20 protein-coding genes are annotated in these 24,023 nt (G+C 43.5%); 16 read left to right on the plus strand and 4 right to left on the minus strand.

Annotated features, from left to right (window positions below; translation table 11 throughout):
- Positions 1 to 113: 113 nt before the first annotated feature.
- On the minus strand, positions 114 to 1,121 hold the full coding sequence (locus tag J2T16_RS00875; RefSeq protein ID WP_499017493.1) for a serine hydrolase domain-containing protein: 1,008 nt from the start codon (positions 1,119 to 1,121) through the stop codon (positions 114 to 116).
- A 130-nt stretch (positions 1,122 to 1,251) separates the two neighbouring features.
- On the opposite strand from J2T16_RS00875, the gene J2T16_RS00880 reads away from it, so the two are divergent.
- The 5 genes from J2T16_RS00880 to J2T16_RS00900 all read left to right on the plus strand — a co-directional run bounded on the left by J2T16_RS00880 (position 1,252) and on the right by J2T16_RS00900 (position 5,633).
- Complete coding sequence (locus J2T16_RS00880; RefSeq protein ID WP_336120193.1) at positions 1,252 to 2,319, plus strand: ankyrin repeat domain-containing protein; 1,068 nt, start codon at positions 1,252 to 1,254, stop codon at positions 2,317 to 2,319.
- A gap of 273 nt (positions 2,320 to 2,592) precedes the next feature.
- Entirely contained in the window at positions 2,593 to 3,900 is a 1,308-nt protein-coding gene (locus J2T16_RS00885) for an SPFH domain-containing protein (protein ID WP_154983609.1), read from the plus strand.
- On the plus strand, positions 3,900 to 4,643 hold the full coding sequence (locus J2T16_RS00890; RefSeq protein ID WP_336120192.1) for a hypothetical protein: 744 nt from the start codon (positions 3,900 to 3,902) through the stop codon (positions 4,641 to 4,643). Before J2T16_RS00885 ends, J2T16_RS00890 begins: the two co-directional genes overlap by 1 nt.
- A 23-nt stretch (positions 4,644 to 4,666) precedes the next feature.
- Positions 4,667 to 5,038 carry a hypothetical protein gene (locus tag J2T16_RS00895; RefSeq protein ID WP_154957510.1) on the plus strand — a complete coding sequence of 124 codons (372 nt, stop codon included), beginning with the start codon at positions 4,667 to 4,669 and terminating at the stop codon, positions 5,036 to 5,038.
- Between the two features lie 85 nt (positions 5,039 to 5,123).
- Positions 5,124 to 5,633: a hypothetical protein gene (locus tag J2T16_RS00900; RefSeq protein ID WP_221788262.1), complete on the plus strand. Its 510-nt coding sequence runs from the start codon at positions 5,124 to 5,126 to the stop codon at positions 5,631 to 5,633.
- 81 nt (positions 5,634 to 5,714) lie between these two features.
- Here J2T16_RS00900 and J2T16_RS00905 read toward each other — a convergent pair whose 3' ends face one another.
- Positions 5,715 to 7,253 (minus strand): hypothetical protein, encoded by a 1,539-nt coding sequence (locus J2T16_RS00905; protein ID WP_499017497.1) that lies wholly within the window; start codon positions 7,251 to 7,253, stop codon positions 5,715 to 5,717.
- Between the two features lie 245 nt (positions 7,254 to 7,498).
- Between J2T16_RS00905 and J2T16_RS00910 the strand changes: the two genes are divergently transcribed.
- From J2T16_RS00910 to J2T16_RS00930, 5 genes are all read left to right on the plus strand, one after another.
- Complete coding sequence (locus J2T16_RS00910) at positions 7,499 to 8,083, plus strand: cupin domain-containing protein (RefSeq protein ID WP_154957507.1); 585 nt, start codon at positions 7,499 to 7,501, stop codon at positions 8,081 to 8,083.
- 170 nt (positions 8,084 to 8,253) lie between these two features.
- Positions 8,254 to 8,928: a hypothetical protein gene (locus J2T16_RS00915; protein ID WP_499017499.1), complete on the plus strand. Its 675-nt coding sequence runs from the start codon at positions 8,254 to 8,256 to the stop codon at positions 8,926 to 8,928.
- Positions 8,929 to 9,485: 557 nt separating this feature from the next.
- A complete protein-coding gene (locus J2T16_RS00920) occupies positions 9,486 to 11,075 on the plus strand; it encodes a methyl-accepting chemotaxis protein (RefSeq protein WP_154957505.1) in 1,590 nt (529 codons plus the stop codon).
- A gap of 24 nt (positions 11,076 to 11,099) precedes the next feature.
- Positions 11,100 to 11,525, plus strand: a complete 426-nt coding sequence (locus J2T16_RS00925) for a chemotaxis protein CheW (protein ID WP_499017502.1) — start codon at positions 11,100 to 11,102, stop codon at positions 11,523 to 11,525.
- Positions 11,526 to 11,539: 14 nt separating this feature from the next.
- Positions 11,540 to 13,546 carry a chemotaxis protein CheW gene (locus tag J2T16_RS00930; protein ID WP_154890523.1) on the plus strand — a complete coding sequence of 669 codons (2,007 nt, stop codon included), beginning with the start codon at positions 11,540 to 11,542 and terminating at the stop codon, positions 13,544 to 13,546.
- Positions 13,547 to 13,665: 119 nt separating this feature from the next.
- Here the strand turns inward: J2T16_RS00930 and J2T16_RS00935 are convergent, their stop codons facing one another.
- Positions 13,666 to 14,571, minus strand: a complete 906-nt coding sequence (locus J2T16_RS00935) for a LysR family transcriptional regulator (protein WP_154890522.1) — start codon at positions 14,569 to 14,571, stop codon at positions 13,666 to 13,668.
- A 112-nt stretch (positions 14,572 to 14,683) separates the two neighbouring features.
- On the opposite strand from J2T16_RS00935, the gene zwf reads away from it, so the two are divergent.
- The 4 genes from zwf (at position 14,684) to J2T16_RS00955 (ending at position 19,785) form a co-directional block, all read left to right on the plus strand.
- The gene (gene zwf / locus J2T16_RS00940) at positions 14,684 to 16,207 is read left to right on the plus strand and encodes a glucose-6-phosphate dehydrogenase (RefSeq protein ID WP_154890521.1); all 1,524 of its coding nucleotides are present in this window, start codon (positions 14,684 to 14,686) and stop codon (positions 16,205 to 16,207) included.
- A gap of 44 nt (positions 16,208 to 16,251) precedes the next feature.
- On the plus strand, positions 16,252 to 16,917 hold the full coding sequence (gene fsa, locus J2T16_RS00945) for a fructose-6-phosphate aldolase (protein WP_154890520.1): 666 nt from the start codon (positions 16,252 to 16,254) through the stop codon (positions 16,915 to 16,917).
- 66 nt (positions 16,918 to 16,983) lie between these two features.
- Positions 16,984 to 18,402, plus strand: a complete 1,419-nt coding sequence (gene gnd / locus J2T16_RS00950; RefSeq protein WP_154957504.1) for an NADP-dependent phosphogluconate dehydrogenase — start codon at positions 16,984 to 16,986, stop codon at positions 18,400 to 18,402.
- A 279-nt stretch (positions 18,403 to 18,681) separates the two neighbouring features.
- Positions 18,682 to 19,785: a metallophosphoesterase gene (locus J2T16_RS00955; protein ID WP_154890654.1), complete on the plus strand. Its 1,104-nt coding sequence runs from the start codon at positions 18,682 to 18,684 to the stop codon at positions 19,783 to 19,785.
- Between the two features lie 58 nt (positions 19,786 to 19,843).
- Here the strand turns inward: J2T16_RS00955 and J2T16_RS00960 are convergent, their stop codons facing one another.
- Positions 19,844 to 20,860 carry a hypothetical protein gene (locus tag J2T16_RS00960; RefSeq protein ID WP_154890518.1) on the minus strand — a complete coding sequence of 339 codons (1,017 nt, stop codon included), beginning with the start codon at positions 20,858 to 20,860 and terminating at the stop codon, positions 19,844 to 19,846.
- 268 nt (positions 20,861 to 21,128) lie between these two features.
- Here J2T16_RS00960 and licT point away from each other — a divergent pair, with 268 nt between their 5' ends.
- Both licT and J2T16_RS00970 read left to right on the plus strand, forming a co-directional pair.
- The gene (gene licT / locus J2T16_RS00965; RefSeq protein ID WP_090916914.1) at positions 21,129 to 21,971 is read left to right on the plus strand and encodes a BglG family transcription antiterminator LicT; all 843 of its coding nucleotides are present in this window, start codon (positions 21,129 to 21,131) and stop codon (positions 21,969 to 21,971) included.
- 124 nt (positions 21,972 to 22,095) lie between these two features.
- Entirely contained in the window at positions 22,096 to 24,021 is a 1,926-nt protein-coding gene (locus tag J2T16_RS00970; RefSeq protein WP_154890517.1) for a beta-glucoside-specific PTS transporter subunit IIABC, read from the plus strand.
- Positions 24,022 to 24,023: the final 2 nt, after the last annotated feature.

Raw genomic sequence — 24,023 nt, forward strand, 5'->3', positions numbered from 1 at the left:
CGCCGTAGCAGGTTAATTCCTAATGTCTGAGTACCCTTGCCCTTCCACTTAACGATCATGCAATCCAGGCAAGGGTATATGTTTGAAATATCTCTCTTCGAATCATTGTAAATTTATTTGGAAAAGGTAGCTAGCTTCCACAATTCAGGCACAATGAATCTGGGGAATACGTCGATGGGTGGCTTTTCCTTCTTGCGTTTGTCATTGGTCAGCACGGTCACAAGTTCCAATTCGGGAACAACATATACATACTGACCTCCAAATCCTCTGGCGTAGTAATAATCTAGTGATTTGAGACGCTCTGAATCCGTAGGTCGGTGTTGGGGGACCGAGTTATCGTCAAGATGTTGACCTGCATATTGATCCACCCACCAGTGCCATCCGTAACTGCCATGGTTTGGCGGAAGGACCGTGATGAAGGATTGCGTTGAGCGTTTGACGAGTTGGCTGGAAATAAGCTGTTTTCCTTCCCATTTCCCTTCCTGAAGGTAGAGTTGTCCGAATCTGAGCAAGTCGGTTGGCAGCAATCTCAGGCCAAATCCACCCGTGTGTACACCTTGGGGATCTTGCTCCCATTCATAATCTTGAATGCCAAGTGGGCCAAATAGATAACGCTCGGCATACGCTGCTACACTCATGCCTACATGTTGCATTAATATTGAGGATAGAATCTGGGAAACTCCCGAATTGTATTCCATATGTGTGCCAGGTTCTTGTCGCAAACGCTGTTCTAAAGCGAAATTAACCCAATGATCCGTACGTGTCATCCGTGGAAACGAATTTTGTCCGCCGAACTCATCCCAGTTAAATCCGGCTGTCATTGTAAGCAGTTGCTCTAGGGTAATTGCTGGTTTACGTGGGTCAGGATCAGAAGTAAGCTGCGGGAAAAAGGTGGATATGGGCGTGCCTGCCTCAGGCAGTAGCCCTTGATCCATGGCGATACAGATGAGCGCAGAGATGATGCTCTTGGTACATGAATTGATTTTGGCGATATCTGTCTCAGCCTGTGTGTTCCGAAAATGCTTGTAAACGATCTCCCCGCGTACACTGACCAGACAGCTTCTGAGATCCAGCGGTGGAATGATCTGTTGCAATGTATGATGAAGGTTTAGGGAATTCATAGTGTCCTTTCTGTGTTCGTTATGTATTTAGTATGTAGATTCCAAAGGGTTGCCCACTATGTTAGCATATTCATTTGGGTAGCTCAACAAACATCAATTTCATTATTTCATTGCAGAGGAGGTTAACCTTATGTACAAAATCGGTAATCAAGGCACGTTCAAAACGTTACCTGATCCAGCCCTCGCAATCTATCATGGAGATGTTACCCGCGTTGAAACCTATATAGAGCAAGGCATGGACTTGGAAGAAAAAATAGCATTAAGTTCAAACATTACGCTTCGTCCGCTTGACCTGGCATTGATCTGCAATCAGCCTAAGGTTGTCAGACTTCTAGTGGAGCGGGGAGCCGAGATCAATGCCAAAGACCATCCAGCCATTTTATATGCGGCGCGCTACGGTGGAGCAGATGTGATTCGTTATTTAGTTGAGCAAGGAGCCAAATTGAACGGACTAAGCCGGTTAAAATCAAGTGCATACGACGAGGCATACTACGGGAACAAAAAGAATATTACGGTGTTGAACGACCTTGGGTTGGACATCCGCAAATATGGCGGCAAAACGTTACGAAAAGCAGTATCGGATCATGATATGAAAACGGTTCAATACCTGCTGAATGAGGGTGTGGACATCAACTACAATGAGCCGGATATGGTTTATCCGTACAAAGCGACACCGCTCACCGTAGCTGCACGGCAGAACAGTATGCGAATGGTCAAATATTTGGTGGAACAAGGTGCGGATGTGACGTTGCAGGAGAAGGATGGGGAGCGGGCCTACACGATTGCGGTCAGTCAGAAAAATAATGAAATGGCTGAATACTTGAAATCACACGAGCCTGAGGAGTTCCATAATCTGAGCAATAAACTGCATGCACTACAATCATACAAGCTCCCCGAAACGTTAATCCGTTTTATGACCGAAGGTTCACGCCGAATAGACCTGCCAAGCTGTCCCGCTGGCGTTGGTTATATTGAATTCTTTTCGTTGACAGATACGGTGGAGATGAAGATGGGCAGGCAGAAGCTATTGCGTTTATCCTCTGATCTGGATCAGTACTCTCATATGCTCATCGTCTGGAATCCAAGCAAAAAGATGATAGGTTATGCCGATATTGAACATCAGGAACAGGGCACATTATGCACGTTTGAACAATTTTTGGACGAACCTGAGGTTTACATTGAACGGCTTTTGAATTAGATAGAGTGGTGTCTTGATTTGTGAAACCTCTTGCATAACGCGGTTGCGATTGCAAGAGGTTTTTGAGTTTTCTCAAAGAGGTGCCTAAATAGGAAAAATATCTCATGAAATATGAACTATACTAGTGCGTAAGAAGGTTAGAAATGGTAAAATAGCAATGCCTAAACATGAAAAAAGACGATAATTGACGAATATTAATATATCTTATGATTGTGTTGGTTGGGATCATAGATGTTGAAATCTAGTATTTTAAGCTAAAGTGAGGAATAGAATATGGCTATTATTGATGTAATCAAGTATGACGGTTCGCCCGACGTGTTTGCCTGGAAACATCCGGAGACTGAATTGGGAACTTGGACTCAGTTAATTGTAAATCAATCTCAACAGGCTATACTCTTTAAGGATGGAAGGGCCCTTGATCTGTTCGGGCCAGGCAGGCACACGTTAAGTACAGCGAACATCCCGATACTAAACCGACTTATTAACCTTCCATTTGGAGGAAAGTCTCCTTTTGCTGCAGAAGTCTGGTATGTGAATCAAGTAAGTGCTATGGACGTCAAGTGGGGAACTGCGAATCCGATTCAGGTTCAGGACCCGAAATATAATATTATTGTGCCTGTTAGAGCTTTTGGACAAATGGGCATGAAAATCTCAGATTCACGAAAATTTTTAGTTAAACTTGTAGGAACATTGCCAGAATTTAATCAGCTCAATATGGTGAATTACTTCCGTGGATTAATTACGATGAATATCAATTCGATGCTATCTTCCTATTTAATACATAGAAAAGTAAGTGTGTTAGAAATTAATGCCTATATCGCTGAAATATCACGACACTTTGCGGACAACATCGCTTCTACATTTGACGAGTTTGGAATTGAACTTATCAATCTATACATTCATAATGTCAATTTGCCCGAAGAAGACCCATCGGTCATTCGATTACGGGAAGCGCTCGCGCGCAAAGCGGAAATGGATATCATTGGATACACCTATCAGCAGGAACGCTCATTCGACACGCTTGAAGGTGCAGCCAAGAATGAAGGAAGCATGCAGTCTGATATTATGGGCGCAGGTCTTGGTATGGGCATGGGCGTTGGCTTGGGAGGTTCGTTTAGTAGCGGAATGTCTGAAATGTCCAAAGTAATGTCTACAACAACAGAAACGCCTGCCGTACGCTTGTGCGGGCATTGTCAACATCCGAATCAGGAACAGAGCTCTTTTTGCAGTAAATGCGGAAAATCATTAGCTGAAAAATCTGCAACGACGGACTGTAATAATTGTGGTCACACGATGGAGAAAGGAACTAAGTTTTGTCCGAACTGCGGTGACAAATATTATGCTTGTCCTTCATGTGGGGCTGATAATGCGGAGAATGCGTCTGAATGCGTGAAGTGTCACGAGCCGATGCCAAGGCCATGTCCTAATTGCAACCACATGAATGGGCCTCACACTAAATTTTGTGGAAACTGTGGCACAGGTTTAACGTTGAAGTGTAATCAATGTCAACATGAAGTACAACCTGGTCAGAAATTCTGTCTCGATTGCGGAAATAATCTGCAAGAAGGGGGGCAGGCTTAGTGATGGTGAAACGGAGCAACGTTTTTATTCTAGATGTAATCTATCTTGTCTGTTTAATTTTAAGTTCGATCATCTCATTTACGATGTTTAGCAACGATATTCTATCATTTCCATTCTGGATCAATCTTGCCGCATCGTACGTTGCGATGACGACTTTGTGGATTTATGCGCGTCATGTGATGCAAAATATGGATCGCTTTAAACGTTTTGTCCCAGGTTACACAGCTATAGGCATTGTATTAATCATTTATCTGGGGTGTGTCATTTTTTATGCGTTATTCGTAGGTTTCGCAGATTATGCACTGCGCTGGTTTGTTTTGTTACATGTAATCACTGCGGCTCTTGCTTTCATTTTGTGCGCTATTTTAATGATCTATATTCGATCAGGAAGTGAGCATGAAGCCAATCAACAATTGAATATTAACGACTGGAAATCAATTGAGAACGCCATGTATCAGTTGCTTAATATAATGGATAAACATCCAATGTTGAATGTGGAAAAGGACAGGAAGTCAGTAGAAGCCATCATTGAGCTGGTTAAATATAGCGATCCAATCGCGCCAGCTGCCGTGCAGTATAATGATCGTCAGATTCTTATAGATATTGAATTGTTGAGAGAAGAACTGTCTACTCAGTATGAGGCAGGAGAAGTAGTAAATAGTGAACGTGTGGCTATGCAATTATCCCGATTGATGTCTCGTCTAAAAGAAAGAAATCAACAGATTCTTTCGCTCAAATCTTAACCATGTTTTAGGGGGAGAAGAAAGTGAAGAGGTTTTTTGGAATTATTTTAATCATCATCTCGTTTATAACCATTCTATTCTCATTAATGATGATGGCGGATGAAGCGGGTCTAGCCGTGTTTAGTTTAATCGTACTTTTTATTCCTGGTGTTATTGTATTGGTTACGGGAATAAAAATGTGTGGTCGACCTAAGTCTCGTTCTAAATCGGCTCGTAATGATCAACATCCGACTAGTGTTAAAGAACATTATAAGGATGTGTACCTTGATAAAAACCATATCCAGCAAAAAGAGCCGGTTTCGGTAAATTGCTCTGGATGTGGAGCTAAGGTAGAGGTATATCCTAATTCGTCGGCAAATTGTGAATATTGTGGGACAACGGTAAGAACTTCGTAGTTTCACTGACTTGCTTGAAGCTTAAGAATGAAGACTTGTGATAGATTATTTGAGTGCTTACAGAGTGTTCTTTGGAGGAATTATCATGATCAGAGCGATTTTTGGATTGATATTTTTGATCTATGCAATTGGTATGCCTATTGCCTTTTTTAATGCAGGTGATCACAAAAACATTGGAAGTAATCCGGTCACCTTCGTAGTGCTCCTCGTATTAGAGTTTATTTTTATATTTTCAGCGATTAAATTACTCCAAAGAAAAAAGGTTCCTCAAAAACAATTTTATGGCGGGGACTATGGGAGTGATTCAGATCCGGCACTAGAAAATACTTATCGGCCCCAAGAAATTGGAAATGGTCCCTCAAGTTACAATAGTAATACGGTGATTTATACAAATAACCAATCACTTAGCTACACAGAGATAAATATAAATAGCGACAAGTATGCTAAAGACGAAGAAGAAAAGGTTGAAGAGAAGGTTGAAGAAGCACCAAGACAAGTTTCAGTGACCTGCTCGGGGTGTGGGGCGAAGGTAAAGGTGTATCGGAAACAGTTCACGGATTGTGAGTACTGTGGAACAACGGTTGAGGCTTCATAATTCATTAGATAACATAAGGAAAACCACAGATCCTTCCCTTTGAATAGGGGATAGGCTGTGGTCTTCTTTTTATAATCTGCTCTAAAAGTCTCTAGTCCGATCGAAGACTTCGTATAACTGATCCCGATCAATCTTGAAGGAACCTGACTGGGTTGTTTTCAACTGATCCTCTAGTTTATCGATCAAATATGCAAGTGCCGCAGCAATTTCCTCACGCTCAATCGTCTCAATCCATTCCGATTTGGCATCCATTTGATTAAACGTCTGTGTATACTCCTGAGTAAAAGAAATGAGTTGATCGGAGAGCGTGTCTTCATAATCATTTCTCTGGCTTAATTCACGAATCCGCTTCAGAGACTGTTTATACAACTGCGCGGCTTTTTTGGCATGTACTGCCTTGATCTGTTCCCTTCCGTCCCAATCTCGAAATGGATTGTTCAGATTTTCAGCGAGCCATTCCGGTTTACGAGGCTGAGTGATATCGAGATCGATTCGGGTTTCGGCAACTTTTTTATATCGGGTTTTGATCGACTTGGCTGCTTCTGCAGGGAGACTGCTCATCCAAAGCGTATGTAATTCAGGAAGTTGCTCGGGACTTGGAAATTGATCTCCCTCAAAACCAAATAGATCATTCGTGCTGAACATTTGCAAGGACTTTAAATGTTGAATGGAATGAATACCGGATACTGTGCCGGGTTTACCCCACAAGCGTAATTCGGAAAGTTCAGGATATGCTTGAACGACAGATTCAATATCAAGCTCTTTGATTTTATACAATTGAAGGCTACTTAGACGAGAAAGACCGCGAATTTCTGGCAAAGTTTCCGCTATACTTAAGGTCAGCTGCTGTCCGTCTCCAGTAGTATCAATAAGAAGACCTGGACTGATCTCGCCGGTGAGACTTAGGAAATCCATCTTGTTATTGAGTATAATCTTCTCCATTCCGCTAGCATCCACAACAAGCCGGGTCAACTGCGTTTGACTGAAATTCAGTATACGTTGCCCGTGGTTCTGTACATGAAGTTCATAAACGAAGGGATTCTCTTTCAGAAAAGGAATGATAGCCTCGTGGTACCCATTCATCTCGATATGAGTCAGACACGGAAGTGCCTCAAGTTCAGCTACATCGTCAGCTGAAGTTGGAATAAAGTTACGAATCGTGCTGGTGTTACGTCGCATTTTAATCCCGCGGGCGGTGATGTCACTGTGGTCATGAGCTGCCTGCTTAAAAAGAGTTCTGCGGCTTTCATTGATGAGTTCCCATTGCCGCTGACGATACAGGCTTTCTCCGGCCGGCCAACCCGAACTGTAACTTCGTGATTCTTCGGTAATTAGGGGAGGTCGGTTGCCGACTAAAATATAGGATACAGGAACATCCGCTTTTACATAGTTATGCTCTAAGGTACCATTCCAAAAAAAGAAATTGCAGATCAGTGGTTTCATCACGTCAAGCTCGGATTCCGTTGGGAGCTGATCTCCAGACCAGTTCAATTGCAGAATCGCGGCTAGTTGACGTGGTTTTTTATCTTCTGTTTCTTTCAAAGCAGTGATCTGACAGGCCGTATATTGTTGCATTTGTTCATTAAAGCTGCAGTATATATCCCCGATAGATGGAAACATAATAAACTCCTCTCAACATATAAAGAGTACATTGGAAAAAAATGAAGCCCAATTCGTTATCAGAATTATATCATCTAAGCCTCACAAACTTCCAATTCAAGGCAAGCACAGCCCACGTTCTTCTTATCCGCAGCACGCACAGTTTGACTTAGTTATACGCCAGAGCTTGAATGCAGTATTATCTCATGATGTCCCAGCATACAGTACAACAACGAGATGTTTGCCCAAGGAGGAGAATATAACCGATGATCAATCCGATCTTGAAATCCCCCAATGTTCCGCTTGCTGCTGATTCCAATGCTGTGGTGAATTACCGGAGAGATTCAAGCAACTACGTCACTCAGTTATTTGGAGAGCAGTTGCCAACGATTGAGAATGGTTTTTTTAATGTCTATCTGAGTAAAGGGATTATTGTGCAGCCCCACTGGCACCCCAATGTAACCGAGATGGTCGTGGTAATCAGCGGTGAGATTACAGCTTCCGTGTTCAATCCGTTCACACGCGAACGGATAACGTATCGTTTGAAGCCGGGGCAAGTGGTTGTTTTTCCAAAAGGCTGGTTTCATTGGTTTGTTGCGGAAACCGATGGCGTATATGTGCTGACCATATTTGATCAACCGACACCGGATATTGTATTTGGGGCAGATTTTCTTGCGGCTACACCGCCGGAGGTTGCTCATCGCGCATATTGTCTGGATGAAGAAGCCTATGCCAAAGCGGTTGCATCCATCCAGAATGATGCCATTCTTGGTCCTAATATTGGTTGTGGAACAGACGTTTCGGATACCTCTGTTCAAGCTTCCAAGGCTACCAAAGCGCCAAGGGAATAACGGTAACCGAAATATCCAAAGGATTTTAACCTTTCTTAACTGATTATCATTCCCGAACCTGCAGCTGCGTATATTCGGTTGCAGGTTTTTTTACGTTTGCATAAGTTGACGCCATTCACCCTCTCTCTGTTACTATAGGAGTAACAACAATGAAAATGGAGGATTCTTCTATGACAATTGCTATAAGTGAATGGCTGGAAACAGCATTGAGTTATGCACCAGTAATCATGTTTGATCAGAATGAGCCTTTTTATCCGGATTTCGTTGGCGTGTCTGTGCTTGAGCATTCTGGGCCGTCCCCATCTTTTCGTAGAGAGCTACAGTTTCCTTCTGAAGCAGTAAAGTATGTTATCGAATATGCGATATGGTGGGATTACGAGATCGGACATCTCTATGAGCTGGAGCATGTATGGGTGTATGTGGGACATGATGGAGAAGTCGTGGATTGCGAAGCCAGCTTTCATGGGAGAGTATTAAGAGGGCTGTTAAAAGATAGAGCTAATCTGGTTGGTCATCATGTGTGCCTGTACTCCCAGCCGGGGAAACACGCCTTTTCACCATTACAGGTTGTATTTGAGTTGTTGCCCAATCTGTATAGTGTAGCAGGCGCCCAGGCAGGATGTGATGGCTTGCTTGTAAATGAAATGTTTGAACCGTTTTTTCAAACCAGTGAACAGATCGATGCCCGTGTCAAAAAATATCTGCAAACCAAAGCATTTGTACCCTCGATGCAGTTTGAAGAGTATTTGTTGAAACCGGAGATGTTTATGACATGGGACAAGCTGTTTGAACTTATTCCACTGCGAATCAAAGACCGTCTGACAGAGCTGGAGCAGATGGAATAATATGAATAAATCGTATTTCGATTGAATCAAAGGAGCTTAAAAATTGCATATGAATCTAGAAAACAATCAAACTCCCACATAGTGAATTTGATTGTTTTTTTAGTTCAATTGAATCATGTATTTTAATTTTATTATTAGTCTTAAGTCGTATTTATTAGATGTTTTGAACAGGTGAGTAGAACTATCTCGATATAGTTATCATATGAATTAGTCCAAAGAACTATGAACTAACATATAGGTCCAAGTAAAAAAGATAACATTGATCGTCCATCATCAAAAAAAGAGATATGTACAAAAATGTATATATAAATTTCGTTAATATGAATGTTTATTCTATTAAATTTAGATTAATAGTATTTAGTAATATAAACACAAGAGTCTTATTTATCATAAAAATTTTACATAAAAATGAAAGTTTGCAAAAATAAAATTTATCTATTCAGTTTTCTAATATTTCTGTCGAAATACATCGTATGTTGTCTGGAGAGCGATCCATAGAATGGATTAGCAAACTTTATTTACATAACTAGACACGAAGAAACTTAGGGGGAGATATAATGAAGTGGTTTGGCAACTTGAAAACAGCAACAAAGATTATCTCAGCATTTTTGGTAGTATCTCTGATTCTTGCGATTCTGGGAGTGTATTCAATCACGACACTTAGAAGTACCAATGAGCACATGAAAGAAATGTATAACAGCAATCTGATTTCAGTAAAAGAATTGAGCGGAGCACAAATGAATTACCAGAGGATGCGGGTTAACATTCGTGATCTCAACTTTGAGAAAAATGCCACAGAGCAAACTCGCATTGTCGATAATATTAATACCATTAAAGGTAACATCGAGAGTCAAATTGAAGGCTATCGTCCTCTGGCAACGACCCCCGAAGAAACTGAGCTCCTTAGCAAATTCGATACACAGTACTCAAATTACATGCGAATCTTTGAGCAAGGTATAGAGCTGGCAAAAAGTGATGACGATCAAGGATTTATCGTTTTCTTGAAAGACACACTCAAACCGCCTGGTGATGAAGCCCTCGCTACGATGGGTGAAATGGTGGATCTGAACGTTAAACTGGCGGAACAGAACAATTCAAAGTCGGAAGCAGCGTACACAAGTGCATTCTCAGTTACCGTTGTTTTGGTCATTGGTTCGATTATTTTTAGTATTATCATTGGATTTGTGATCTCCCGTTCCATCTCCAGACCTCTAATGGCTATGCTAGGTCTAGCTACAGAAGTTTCTAACGGAAACCTTACCCTCAAGTCTGATATCTCCTCAAAAGACGAGGTTGGGCAACTGGCCTTTGCGCTTAATCGCATGGTAGACAATCTGCGAGAATTAATTAATAACATTGTCATGAATTCACAGAGCGTTGCAGCATCGTCTGAACAAATCTCGGCAAGCACACAGGAAATTGCTAGTACAAGCACAAGTCAATCGAGTGAAGCAGCAAACATCTCCGAATTGTTTAAAGAGTTGTCTCTGGCGATCAACTCTGTAGCTGCAAGTGCTGAAGAAGCTGCCGAGTTATCTAATGATACGGTGAAAACAGCGCGTGAAGGCGGTCATGTTGTTCAGACTTCCTTGGAAGGTATGCAAGCCGTGAATATGAAAATGGCGAAGCTCGAAGAAGATTCACGCAAAATTGGCGACATTATCGAAGTTATTGACGACATCGCGGAGCAGACAAACTTGCTTGCGTTAAATGCGGCGATTGAAGCAGCCCGTGCAGGAGAGCAAGGAAGAGGATTTGCTGTTGTAGCTGATGAAGTTCGCAAGCTTGCTGAACGCAGTGGCGAAGCGACCAAAGAAATCACAACAATTATCAAAGTGATGCAGGAGAATACGAGACAAAGCGTGCAAGCTGTTTCGGATAGTGTGGAGCAATCCTCCAAAACAGGACAAGCCTTTGATCAGATCATTGAGATGGTTAATAATTCTTCCCAGAAAGTCAATGAAATCGCGGCTGCGTGTGAGGAAGAGGCGGCACAAGCTGCTGAGGTGATGAGCTCGGTAGAGTCGATCTCTGCATCCAGTGAGGAGTCTGCAGCAGCATCCGAAGAAACGGCGGCAACTTGTCAATCGCTCGCACATCTTGCAGAAGAATTGTCTGTATCTGCGTCTGCTTTCAAAACCCAGTAATAATAACGAATTGAGGGTGAAACGATGTCTTCACTTCAGAAAGAACAATATATCGAACTGTCTGTCGGCGCAGAGACCTGTGCCATTCGAATCGAAGAAATTCATGAAATTATAAAAATGCAAAGTATTACCGATATTCCGTTTAGTCGTACCGAAATCAAAGGAGTCATGAACTTACGTGGTAAAGTTGTCTGCGTCATGTGCCTGCGTAATTTGCTTGGCATGCCAGACGAATCGGCAACCCGGGCGACCCGAATCATTGTGGTACGTTATCAAGATGAGTATATCGGTTTGATTGTAGATCGAGTCAGCAAAGTCACAACTTATTCGGAAATACATCCGCCTACTGGAGGTCATGGACGCAACCTTGAAATATTCTTTCAGGGTGTGGGCCAACAGGGAGACAGTCTGGTTGGTATATTGAAACTGGATGAAATATTGGGCGGTTAGGAGGGAATGCACCAATGATGGATTTGTCCGCCTATCGCGACATATTTATCGAAGAACTGAATGATCAGTTGGAACGGATGGATCAGTCCTTGCTTGCACTTGAGCTTTCACCTTCTGTGGAACTTGTGCAGACCTTATTTCGGGCGGCTCATACGATTAAGGGCTCGGCTTCGACTATGGATTTTCGTGAATTAAGTGATCTGACACATGAAGTGGAGTATGCATTGGAATGGGTGCGATCCAAGAAACCGGAAATTACCGCACAACTCGTTGACACCCTTTTTCGTTCGTTGGATGCCATGAGAATGCTTAGGGATCAATACGTGCAAGGCGAAAGTTTTACTGATTTCCGTGCAGTGGTTAAAGAAATACAAGACATGATTCATCAACCAGCCTTGGCTCAGCAGACCAAGTCACCCGTTCTACAGTCTGTGGAGTCGAATCTGTTCGATGAAGTACTTGAACCAGGTCAGCAGATTTTTTCCATTCGCATTGTATTAAGCTCAGATTGTTTGATGAAAGCAGCTAGATATCATATTTTGTGCAAACGGGTTGAAGATGTATGTGGCAGTGTACTAGCGACATCCATTGAAAAGCAGGGTCTTGATGAGGAACTGGGAGAGGCGCACTATAACGAGTTTGTGATCGTTACAGCATCTTCTCTGGATCAAGCTCAGATTGAGAGTGCGTTATCCGGAGATTCGGATATTCGGAGCGTGGATGTCGGTCCATATATTTTGGCGACAGAAGAGGTTGCTGTAACATCTGAATTAATAGAGACTGAATTGACAGTTGGAAAAGAAAAAAGCGACACGTCAGTGCCTCTTCAGGAAGATAAGATGAAGTCAACCCAGCCTACGGTTCGCGTAAGTGTGGAGCGACTGGATCATTTGATGAACCTCGTGGGTGAGCTGCTTATTGATCAGACCTCTCTTGCTGATTTGAGCCGTACTGGTGCCCGTAAGGAGCCCTCCCCAGTGATTCAAAGTATTGGCGGAGTGTCCGACCATATGGGTAGAGTCATTAAGGAACTGCAGGACGGAGTTATGAAGACGCGGATGTTGCCTATTGATCAATTGTTGAACCGGTTCCCGAGGCTGGTTCGGGATTTGTCGCAGAAGCTGGGCAAAGATATTGAGCTGGTCATTAAAGGCGGAGAGACTGAGCTGGATCGCATGATTATCGAAGAACTCAGTGATCCGTTAATCCATCTGATTCGGAACAGTGCAGATCATGGCATTGAGAGTGCTGAGGTTCGTGCCCAACAGAACAAGCCTGCCAAAGGACGAATCAAACTGACCTCATACCACGAGGAAAATCATGTGGTCATACGTTTCTCCGATGATGGTAAGGGTATTGATGGGGAGAAAATCAAAGCTTCCGCATTGAAAAAAGGCATTATAACTGAAGAGCAAGCGGCTCGTTTAAATCAACAGGAAGCCGTTCATCTGATTTTTGAACCAGGGTTCTCTACGGCTTCAACCGTTAGCGATGTATCTGGCCGAGGTGTTGGCATGGACATCGTAAGAAGCCAGATCGGAAGGTTGAATGGCATCATAGATATTGATACCGAGGTTGGTATCGGAACGACATTTACGATTAGGTTACCGCTCACCTTAGCCATTATCAAAGGGCTTCTGGTGAATGTATCTGGCAGGGTATTGATTTTGCCAATGTACAACGTAGCGGAGATCGTGCGCATTAAACCGGAAGAGATTCAGATGATTCAGGGACAGCAATCCATTTTGAATCATGGACGTATCGTGCCTTTCTACCGACTGTGTGACAAGCTTCAGTACCCGCGTACTGACCGTAAGTCCAAGACGATTCCACTCGTCATTGTGCGTTCTGTCGATAAAATTGCGGCTTATGCAGTGGATGAAATCATCGGAAATCAGGAAGTGGTAATTAAGTCGCTTGGAACATACCTCGGAGCAATGAATCATCTATCTGGTGCAACCATTCTGGGGAACGGTAAAGTGGCTCTTATTCTGGACGCTTCTTATCTAGTCAGTCATTAAAAGTCAAAGAACTCATTTCGTCCAGTAATCACTATAATATATTTAAAATTAAGAAGATAAAGAGCCTCAAGATCCTGCATGTACAGGGCCTTGAGGCTCTTTATCTTGTTCTCAACGGATCATGTTCTCGAGGTGTCCGCCTGTGCTTTGAAAATCAAGTCCATAAAGTGATTCGCAGCCGAAGAGATCGGCATATTCCGTTTCGTCATGATCCCTACATGAGAAGGAGGAAGAGGAACGTCAAGCTGAATCTCAAAGAGAGAGCCTTCTTCCAGCTCTTTGGAGATAAATTCTCGTGTGACATAAGAGATCCCCAAGCCGCGGCGAGCAAATTCAATCAGGAGGTCAACGCTGCCGACCTCGATTTCTGGTTTTAACGTGTAATTATAATGATTGAAGAGTTCTGTGATGGCCATCCGAACCCGGCTGTTCCGGGAAAACAGAATAAGCTCATGTTCAAGCAGTTGTTCAAGGGTTAGCACTTTTCCCTTCAACTGGGCATATCGTTCACCAGCAACAAAACAATCCTTTAGTTGAATGCTCTCCCGTACTTCCAGCTGTGGGTCAACGATGGGCATGCGGACAACGCCAAGATCGATTTTGCCTTCTTTCAGAAACGTAATGACCTCAGGCGTTGTTCCATGGCTTAGATGCAGCTTGATGTTAGGGTACTGAATGTGAAACTCCTCCAGATACGATAACATGTAATGTTTGAAGAGGGAGTCGCTACCACCAATCCGAAGTTCCCCGTTATCCAGATTTTTTAGCGCAGCCATTTTTTCTTCTGCAAGGGAGATGAGAATCTGGGATTGTTCAATATAGGAGTACAGGCTGGCACCCTCCTGAGTTAACGCAACCCCCTTAGAATTTCGATAGAAAAGAGTGAGTCCGAAGCTGTCTTCCAACTGTTTGATCGCGTGACTGACGCTGGGTTGTGTGATGTAAAGGGCTTTGGCGGCTTGGGTCAGACTGCCTGTTTTGGCAGCCCAGTAAAAGACTTTATATAATTCATAATTTGTTGTCATAGATATCGTCTATAGCTCCTGTGAAATATATTAATTACTTGTATAGCTATAAAACGTATTATAGTGTAACTACAACAAAGAAACCAGAGTTACTTGGAAGGAGCACGGTAAGATGGAACCAACAACAATTGTTTTATTTGGTGCTACTGGAGATTTAGCCAAAAGAAAAATATATCCTGCCCTATATAATCTGTACCTTGAGAAAAAGCTTCCTGAAACCTTCTCCCTGATCGGCATGGGCCGCAGAGAATGGTCGGATGAATTTTTCCAAGCTCAAGTGGAAAAATCTTTGCATGAGTTCTCCAGACGTCAAGGAGATCATCAATCAGTAAAATCATTTGTAAAAGCTTTTCGCTACAGTGTATTGAATATCACACATAAGGAAGATTATATAAAGTTGCTTCAATTGGTTGAGCAAAGAGAAGCTGAACTGGGCATCCCATCCAATCGCTTGTTTTATCTCTCGGTTGGTCCGGAATTCTTCGAACCGATCGCTGAAAATATTCAGGCAAGTGGGCTTGGTTCAACGCAAGGGTGGAAACGTCTCGTCATCGAGAAGCCATTTGGTCATGATTTGCAGTCAGCACGTGACCTTAACCGCAAGCTGAGTGAATCCTTCACAGAGGAAGAGATTTATCGGATTGACCACTACCTGGGTAAACCGATGGTTCAGAAGCTAGAGACACTTCATCAAAGCAACCCGATTATGAAGGCTCTCTGGAACAACCGTTACATCTCTAACGTACAAATTACGGCAAATGAGACTGTAGGTGTTGAAGAACGCGCATCCTATTATGATCATGTAGGTGCTGTGCGTGACATGTTCCAGAATCATATGTTGCAATTGCTTATGATGATGGCGATTCAGCTTCCATATAACAGCACTTCCGAAAATGTGGGCCAGAAGAAGAAACACATTATGGAGTCCATTCAGCCCCTTCAGAAACAAACAGTCGGTGCAAGCATCATCCGTGGACAGTACGCTGCAGGCAGCATTCAAGGAAAACCGGTACATGCCTATGCAGATGAACCAGGTGTTGCCGAGAACACGATGAATGACACATTTATTGCCGCGAAGCTGCAAATTGATGATTTCTTCTGGAGAGGTGTTCCGTTTTACATCCGTACGGGTAAAAGAATGAAGGAGAAATCAACACGAATCGTGATTGAGTTCAAAGAACCTTCAGGCCAAGGTCACCTGATCAAGAACAACGGTTCGAAGCCGAACCTGCTTGTGATTGAGATGAGCCCGGATCAAAGCATGACACTGCAACTGAACGCAAGTGATCCTGAAAATAAAGGGGAGTTCAAACCCGTTCATATTGATCTTGCTCCTAATCAGGGAGATCTGGCAGAAGCTTATGAGAACTTGATTCGCGATGCGTTGCATGGTGATCCAACATTTTTTGCACATTGGGATGAAGTTGAGTTATCCTGGGCTTGGGTGCAACCGATTCTGGATGCATTCAATGAAAATCTGCTACCGCTTCACTTATATCCGGCAGGAAGTTATGGACCAGCGGAGTCGGATGCCATGCTTGAGGCAGAAGGTCATCATTGGTGGTTTGATGAGCCAAGTGAACTGATTTCTGAGCAAGACAGCGACGTACCCATCGCAGTTAACGGCAACATTTAATTCAAAAAACGAACAAAACTAAAATAATCGGAGGTAATTCAGTCATGAAATTTTTTATCGATACAGCTAACGTGGAAGACATTCAAAAAGCATATAAAATTGGTGTATTGTCCGGTGTAACAACGAACCCTTCCCTGGTTGCCAAAGAAGGCGTGAAATTCGAAGACCGCATCGAAGAAATTCTGAAGCTTGTGCCTGAAGTGGAGTCTGTTTCCGCTGAAGTAACGCCAGATGCGCTGACTGCTGAAGAAATGATTGCTCAAGCGAACGAATTGATCAAAATCAACAACAACGACAAAAATATCACGATCAAATTGCCAATGACCCTTGCAGGTCTGGAAGCTTGCCGTTACTTGACTAAAAAAGGTGTAAAAACAAACGTGACTTTGATCTTCACTGTGAATCAGGCGTTGCTTGCAGCTCGTGCAGGTGCAACATACGTATCCCCTTTCTTGGGACGTCTGGACGATATCTCCGAAGACGGTGTACAACTGGTAGCCAAAGTAGCTGAACTGTTCCGCACACATAATCTCGATGCTCAGATCATTGCTGCATCCGTGAGACATCCGGATCACGTTACACGTGTAGCGATGGCTGGAGCACATATTGCAACAGTTCCATTTTCAGTCATTGAACAAATTTCCAAACACCCGCTGACAGATCAAGGGATGGAGAAATTTGCAGCAGACTGGAAAAAAACAGTACAATAATAGCCATACGTGTGGATAAGGTTTAACGAAAAATATATATAAATCATGGAGTATCGGGAGGACATAATGAGTAAACAACAGATTGGTGTCATTGGACTTGCAGTAATGGGGAAAAACCTGGCTTTTAACATTGAAAGTAAAGGTTTCTCGGTATCGGTATTTAACCGCTCACCAGAGAAAACGCATGATCTTCTGAAAGAAGCAGACGGTAAAAACCTGATCGGAGCGTTTTCCATTGAAGAGTTCGTAGCTTCTTTGGAATCACCACGCAAAATTCTAATCATGGTACAAGCGGGTAAAGCGACGGATGCTACGATTGAGCAATTGCTTCCTCATTTGGATCAAGGAGATATCATTATCGATGGCGGTAATGCTTACTTCCCTGATACACAGCGTCGTAGCAAAGAGCTGGAAGCCAAAGGTTTCCGATTCATCGGTGCAGGTGTATCCGGTGGTGAAGAAGGCGCACTGAAAGGTCCTGCAATTATGCCAGGCGGTCAGGAAAGTGCATATGAGCTTGTAGAACCGATCCTGACAGCAATCTCTGCCAAAGTTGGCGATGATGCGTGCAGTACGTATATCGGACCTGACGGTGCGGGACACTACGTTAAAATGGTGCATAACGGCATCGAGTATGGTGACATGCAGTTGATTGGTGAAGCATACCACTTGCTGAAATCCGTACTGAACGTTTCCGTAGAAGAATTACATGAAATCTTTACAGAGTGGAACCAAGGTGAACTTGACAGCTATCTGATCGAGATCACAGCGGATATCTTCTCCAAATACGATCCAGAAACAGGCAAACCAATGGTTGATGTTATTCTGGATGCCGCTGGACAAAAAGGAACAGGCAAATGGACAAGCCAGAGCGCGCTAGATCTCGGCGTACCATTGTCCATGATTACGGAATCCGTATTCTCCCGTTTCTTGTCGGCGATGAAAGACGAGCGTATCGCTGCAAGCAAAATCTTGAACGGACCTAAGGCCGAAGCGTTCTCCGGTGACAAAAAAGCATTCATCGAGAACGTGCGCAAAGCGCTGTTCGCAAGTAAAATCGTATCCTACGCTCAAGGTTTCGCACAGATGCGTGCCGCATCCGACGAATACGGCTGGGATCTGAAATACGGCAACATCGCGATGATCTTCCGCGGCGGTTGCATTATCCGTTCGCAGTTCCTGCAAAACATCAAGGAAGCATACGATAAAGATGCAGCCCTGAAAAACCTGCTCCTTGATCCATACTTCCAAAACATCGTGGAATCCTATCAGGATGCATGGCGTGAAGTGGTAGCCGCTGCGGTGAAACAAGGTATTCCGGTACCAGGCTTCTCCAGCGCGTTGTCTTACTACGACAGCTACCGTACAGAGCGTTTGCCAGCAAACTTGCTGCAAGCACAACGTGACTACTTCGGCGCTCACACATTCCAACGTGTGGACAAAGAAGGTTCATTCCACTTCCAATGGATGGATACCAACGAGTAATTTTAAATATAAGCACCTCTGCAACAATCCTTTTGAGTTTACTCAGGGGAGAGTTGCAGAGGTGTTTTTTTGTTTTGGCACAACTTCGATATGTATGGTTGATAATACAGAGGTGGAGACTCTTCAAAATTTAATATCACCAAATTGTAATAAAATGTACCCATCTGGAGTCTGTAAAAGATGCTGAGGCACCTCTATTTACGTTATACTAGTTCAGACGGAACTGTATCCGTTAAAATTGCAGTATATAACTTTTTGAAGGTGGGGGTCAGGCCAGGCATGTTTGTACTCGTAGGTATTTTGTTTTTGCTCGTATATGGATTATTAGTCTTCTACATAGGCTGGAGCGGCTGGAGTTGGATGAAACCCGTAGTGGCAGCCAGATTTCGCTGGTTGTATATCGTAGCACTGGTTTTTCTAGCGGCTTCCTTTATTTTGGCGCGCATATTTGGCAGCATTTCGTTTCTCGGTGTCATCGGTTCCTATTGGCTGGCGGTTTTCTCGCTGTTATTGCTCATATTACCTGTAGTGCACCTGACGTTGTGGCTTCTGCGCTTGACGCGAATTCCTAGACATCACGCTCATAAATGGGCGGGTGTAGTTACGCTGGTTTTACTTATCTCTACAATGGGATACGGAATTTTCAACGCCTATAGTCCAGTCGTCAGACAATATAACATTCAGATTGATAAAAAGGTGGAAGGCGTCGACAAGCTGAATATTGTCATGGCTGCGGATATGCATTTTGGACTGTTGTCTGGTCCTGCTCATGCGAAACGAATGGTAGAGGAGATTAATGCCCTCAAACCTGACCTCGTCTTATATCCAGGTGATCTGATTGATGACAATCTGGCGATGTATGAGAAGAGTGGTATTGCCGACATTATCAGTGAAATCAAGGCTCCTTATGGCGTATATGCTTCACTGGGGAACCATGACAAGTTTGACGGCCCTATAGAGGATTTAATCGCTGCGTTGGAGAAAAGCAATATGCAGGTGCTGTATGACGACAAGATCGTATTGGACAACAAAATTACGTTGATTGGACGGAAAGACCGAACGGAAGAAGATCGGGCAGACGTAGCAACGCTTATGCAAAATGCAGATCTGAATCAGCCTGTAATCATGCTGGATCATCAGCCGTACGATCTGGATATCGCCGAGAAGAACAACGTTGATTTAGTCGTATCGGGTCATACCCACAGGGGACAGATTGCACCGGCACAATTCATAACACAAGCGATCTATGAGAATGATTGGGGTTATCTGCAAAAGGGGTCCATGCACTCGATTGTCACCTCGGGATACGGTTTCTGGGGGCCACCCATCCGGACAAGTAGCCGTTCCGAAATTGTGCAGATCAACGTGACCTTCAGGCAATAAACAAAGCAGCCCCTTCGTGATAGAAGGGGCTGTTTTTCTTAGTTCTACAAACGGACAGTTAGTTCCGTACTCCATTTATGGGAATCGCTTCAAACGAATAAAAAGCGCCTTTTTTGTTGATTTTACCGATGAGGGTGGTGGCCCCTTTTTTTGTAAAGGTGTATTGGTTATCTTGGATACGAACGCTGTATCCTTTCAAATTAAGGCCAAAGATCGATTTTACTTTTGGAGCTGCGGCGGAGAGGGCTTTCTTTTTACTCAGCTTAGGTTTGGCAAAAGACTTTTTAAAATCAGCATCATTGTTCCAGTCCGTGCCAAATTCGTTGATTACCTTCCACACCTTGCCGGTGCTACTTCCAATATGCACTGAGTTTATACTACTATCATCCTGATATACCCAGAGTGTATCTTTGTTTTCTTTGGTAAGCAATGAATAATCAAATGCCTTAACGGATGAGATGCCAAGCATTTTGAGTGAGTTTCGGGCTTTGTTCGTAAGTGTAGCTCGTGCTTCCTTAAGGTCATACAGAATACTTGCTGACAATTGGTTGTTATGATCCACATCGACGTATAAACTTTGGTCATGTCCCCAGATCACCCAGTAGTTTTTGAGTCCGCTGTCGTTTACATCTTGTTTAACTCGCCAGAAGGCATCCGCTTTAAATTTTTTGTCTTTGTCGAAAGACTTCAGGAACGATTGTATTTTGTTGTATAAAGCTTGATCCAATACTTTGTTAAGATCATCCGCTTTATAATTGATTAAGGTAGAAGTAACTTTTGCCTTTTTGGAATTATAATTTTGAGTGACATCAGCCTCGGCTGCGCCAGTTAATGTGCTATTTACAACCCAATCATCAAATGCAGTGTCTGCCGATGTGAATTGAATCGTTTGTTTTCCAGCCAGTGCTGTGATGGCATCGGTTAATTGTTCAGTCACTTTTTGATCGAGATTCAGCGTATTCGAAACATCCTGAACCACGGAAGTAGGACTTGATTCTGCCCAAGCGGCGGGAGCTATGGATAATAATAGTGACATAGAAGTGACCGTTGCGGTGATCGAGATCAATTTTTTCAAGGGATTATTCCTCCTGTTACGTAAATGTAATTGTGATTGCATTAGATATTTGTAGTTGGATACACTATTAACGTGGATGAAAAGGAAAATGTTGCATACTCTATATTTTTACCTTATGCTCTTAGTTGACACCGTTTTCAGCTTATGCTAGACTACTTGCGAGGCTTGTTACCGGTAAAGCGGGCAAAACCACAATGGAAATGATCTTATTATTTCTATTTTGGTTTTGCCCTTTTTTATGTCTCAAAATAAACCAGGTGGGTCCATTATGATTATTAAACAGATATTTAATAACAATATCGTCAGCACAGTGGATGATAAAAATCAGGAATTGCTGATCCTCGGCCGGGGTATCGGATTTAAGTTCAAAGCTGGCGATGAGATTGACGAAGAGCGAATTGAAAAGGTGTTTCGTCTTCAGGATACATCGATTTATGAGAAATTCAAATCCATCGTAGCTGAAGTGCCAATTGAGATTCTGCAGGCAACCGATGACATTGTAACGTTGGCGCGAACACAGCTGAGTAAAACGATCAGTGACGGGATTTATGTCTCCTTGTCTGACCACATTCATTTTGCTGTTCAGCGGTTGGAGAAGGGAATGATTACGCGCAATCCGCTCTCGTGGGAAGTGCAACATTTCTATAAGGCAGAATACGATGTGGCCAAAGAGGCGTTGACCTTGCTAAAGGAAAGACTGGATATCGAATTCCCTAAAGATGAAATATGTAACATTGCACTGCATTTCATCAATGCGGAAGTCAACGACTCCATGAATGATGTTACACATCTGATGCAGTTGCTGCAGGAGATTATGAACATTATCAAATATCACTTTAATGTCGAACTGGATGAGGATAGCGTGAACTATTTCCGTTTTATCACACATCTAAAATACTTCTGTCAGCGAGTCATTACACATTCGACTCATGATGATGCGGAGGAGTATCTGTATGAGGTGGTCCGGAAAAACTATCCGGAGACCTTCAAATGTATCGGCAAGATTGAGACATTTATCCATAAAAATTATCAATACGATATGACTCACTCGGAGCAGCTGTACCTTACCCTGCATCTGGAGCGTCTCATGAAAACAAAACGGGAAACGTAACGTTTTCCTAAACGCTATGGGCTTGTTACTGTTCAATCAGGCAATACCCGAATGAAAGTATGCAGGTACATCTGCGTATTTTTGTTCGGGTATTTTTTATGGGGAAATTAAGGAGGAAATGAAGATGAAACATCAAGACACCGCACAGCAAATTATCAAAGCCGTTGGCGGAAAAGACAATATTAACTCGGTTTATCACTGTGTTACCAGGCTGCGCTTTGATCTGAAAAGTAATGAAAAAGTCGACAACGGCGCGCTCAAACAGCTGGACAAAGTGATGGGCACCAACATTTCGGGGGATCAATTCCAGGTCATTATCGGTAACGATGTGTCCAAAGTGTTTGATGCGATGGTGAAGGAAGAACCGTCCATTCAGCAAAACGCAGATAACAAGCAGGCTAAGCCGGAGAAAAGTAAAAATGTAATCCTGAACATCTTCGAAACGATTGCTGGTGTATTTGCTCCCATGCTGCCGGCCATAACAGCCGCAGGGATGTTAAAAGGGTTACTGGCCCTGTTCGTTTCACTGGAATGGATGTCCGCTGGTACAGACACATATCGTATCCTGTCCGCGATTGGTGACGGTGTGTTCCATTACTTGCCACTGCTAATTGCAGTCAGCGCTGCGCGCAAGTTTGGGAGTAATCCATTCGTAGCGATTGCACTAGGTACAGCCTTGATGTATCCCGACATGGGGGCCTTGCTCTCCAGCGGAGAAACGGTGGCATTTCTAGGCATTCCGGTCACGGCGGTAAGCTATGCTTCATCGGTTATTCCGATTTTGCTGGCGGTATGGTTGATGTCTTATGTTGAAAAATGGGTGGATCGAATCATCCCTGCAGCGCTCAAACTCTTGCTTGTGCCACTGATTACGCTCCTGGTGATGGTTCCAGTCACACTGATTGCGATTGGTCCATTGGGTACATTTGTTGGTAATGGCTTGTCCGGTGGGATTAACTGGCTACTGAACGAAGGTGGTTTGATCGCTGGTATCGTACTTGGCGGTGCCATGGCACTGATTATCATGACCGGTATGCACTACGCTTTAGTACCGATTATTCTCAGCAATATTGCTACACTTGGTTTTGACAAATTCCTACCTCTGACGTTCATTTCCAATATGGGTCAGGCTGGTGCAACACTCGGTGTATTCTTCCGTGCTAAAGATAAAAAACTCAAAACCGTGGCCTTATCCACGAGTTTCACGGCTCTGATGGGTGTAACCGAACCGGCGATGTACGGGGTTAATATGAAATATAAAAAGCCATTTGCCGCTGCGATGATCGGTAGTGCAGTAGGTGGCGGTTTCGCCCTGGCTTTTGGCGCTAAAGCCTATGTACTCGCGGGGAATGGCGGACTTCCGGGGTTACCGTCCCTTGTTGGACAGACCTTCCTGTATTCCTTTGGAGGTATGATTATCGCTTTTGTTGTAGGTACGATTGTATCCATTCTGTTCGGAATTAAGGAAGAAGAGGGTGATGCAGAGGCGCTGGCCCAATTCGCTCCAGGTGCTTCTAACGCTACCTCATCAACAGATAAGGCTAACATGGTTGACGCGCCTGTCAACATAGAGGATCTTGGTGTCCCTGCACCCACGGGTGATGCTATCGCTTATGCTCCGATGACAGGCAGATCCATCCCATTGCAAGAAGTGAATGATCCGACCTTTGGTGATGAATTGATGGGCAAAGGTGTGGCGTTTGTTCCTACTTTGGGTGAACTGGTGTCCCCGGTTACAGGCACGGTGATGAACGTATTCAAAACCAAACATGCGATTGTTGTCCGCAGTGATGAGGGTATGGAGCTTCTTATTCATGTTGGGATCAACACGGTGAAACTACGCGGACAATACTTTGAAGCCCATGTAGCAACGGGGACTCGCGTACAAGCTGGTGATTTATTGCTAACCTTTGAACTTGATGAGATTGCGAAGGAATATGACATAACCACTGCTATGGTTGTGACCAATACAGCCGATTATAAAGAGATTATGCCTATACAACTTGGAAATATGCAAATGGGTGAGAAGGTATTGAAAGCAAATCTGTGAAC

This window comes from Paenibacillus intestini, assembly GCF_030803945.1.
GTDB classification, from domain to species: Bacteria; Bacillota; Bacilli; order Paenibacillales; family Paenibacillaceae; genus Paenibacillus; species Paenibacillus polysaccharolyticus.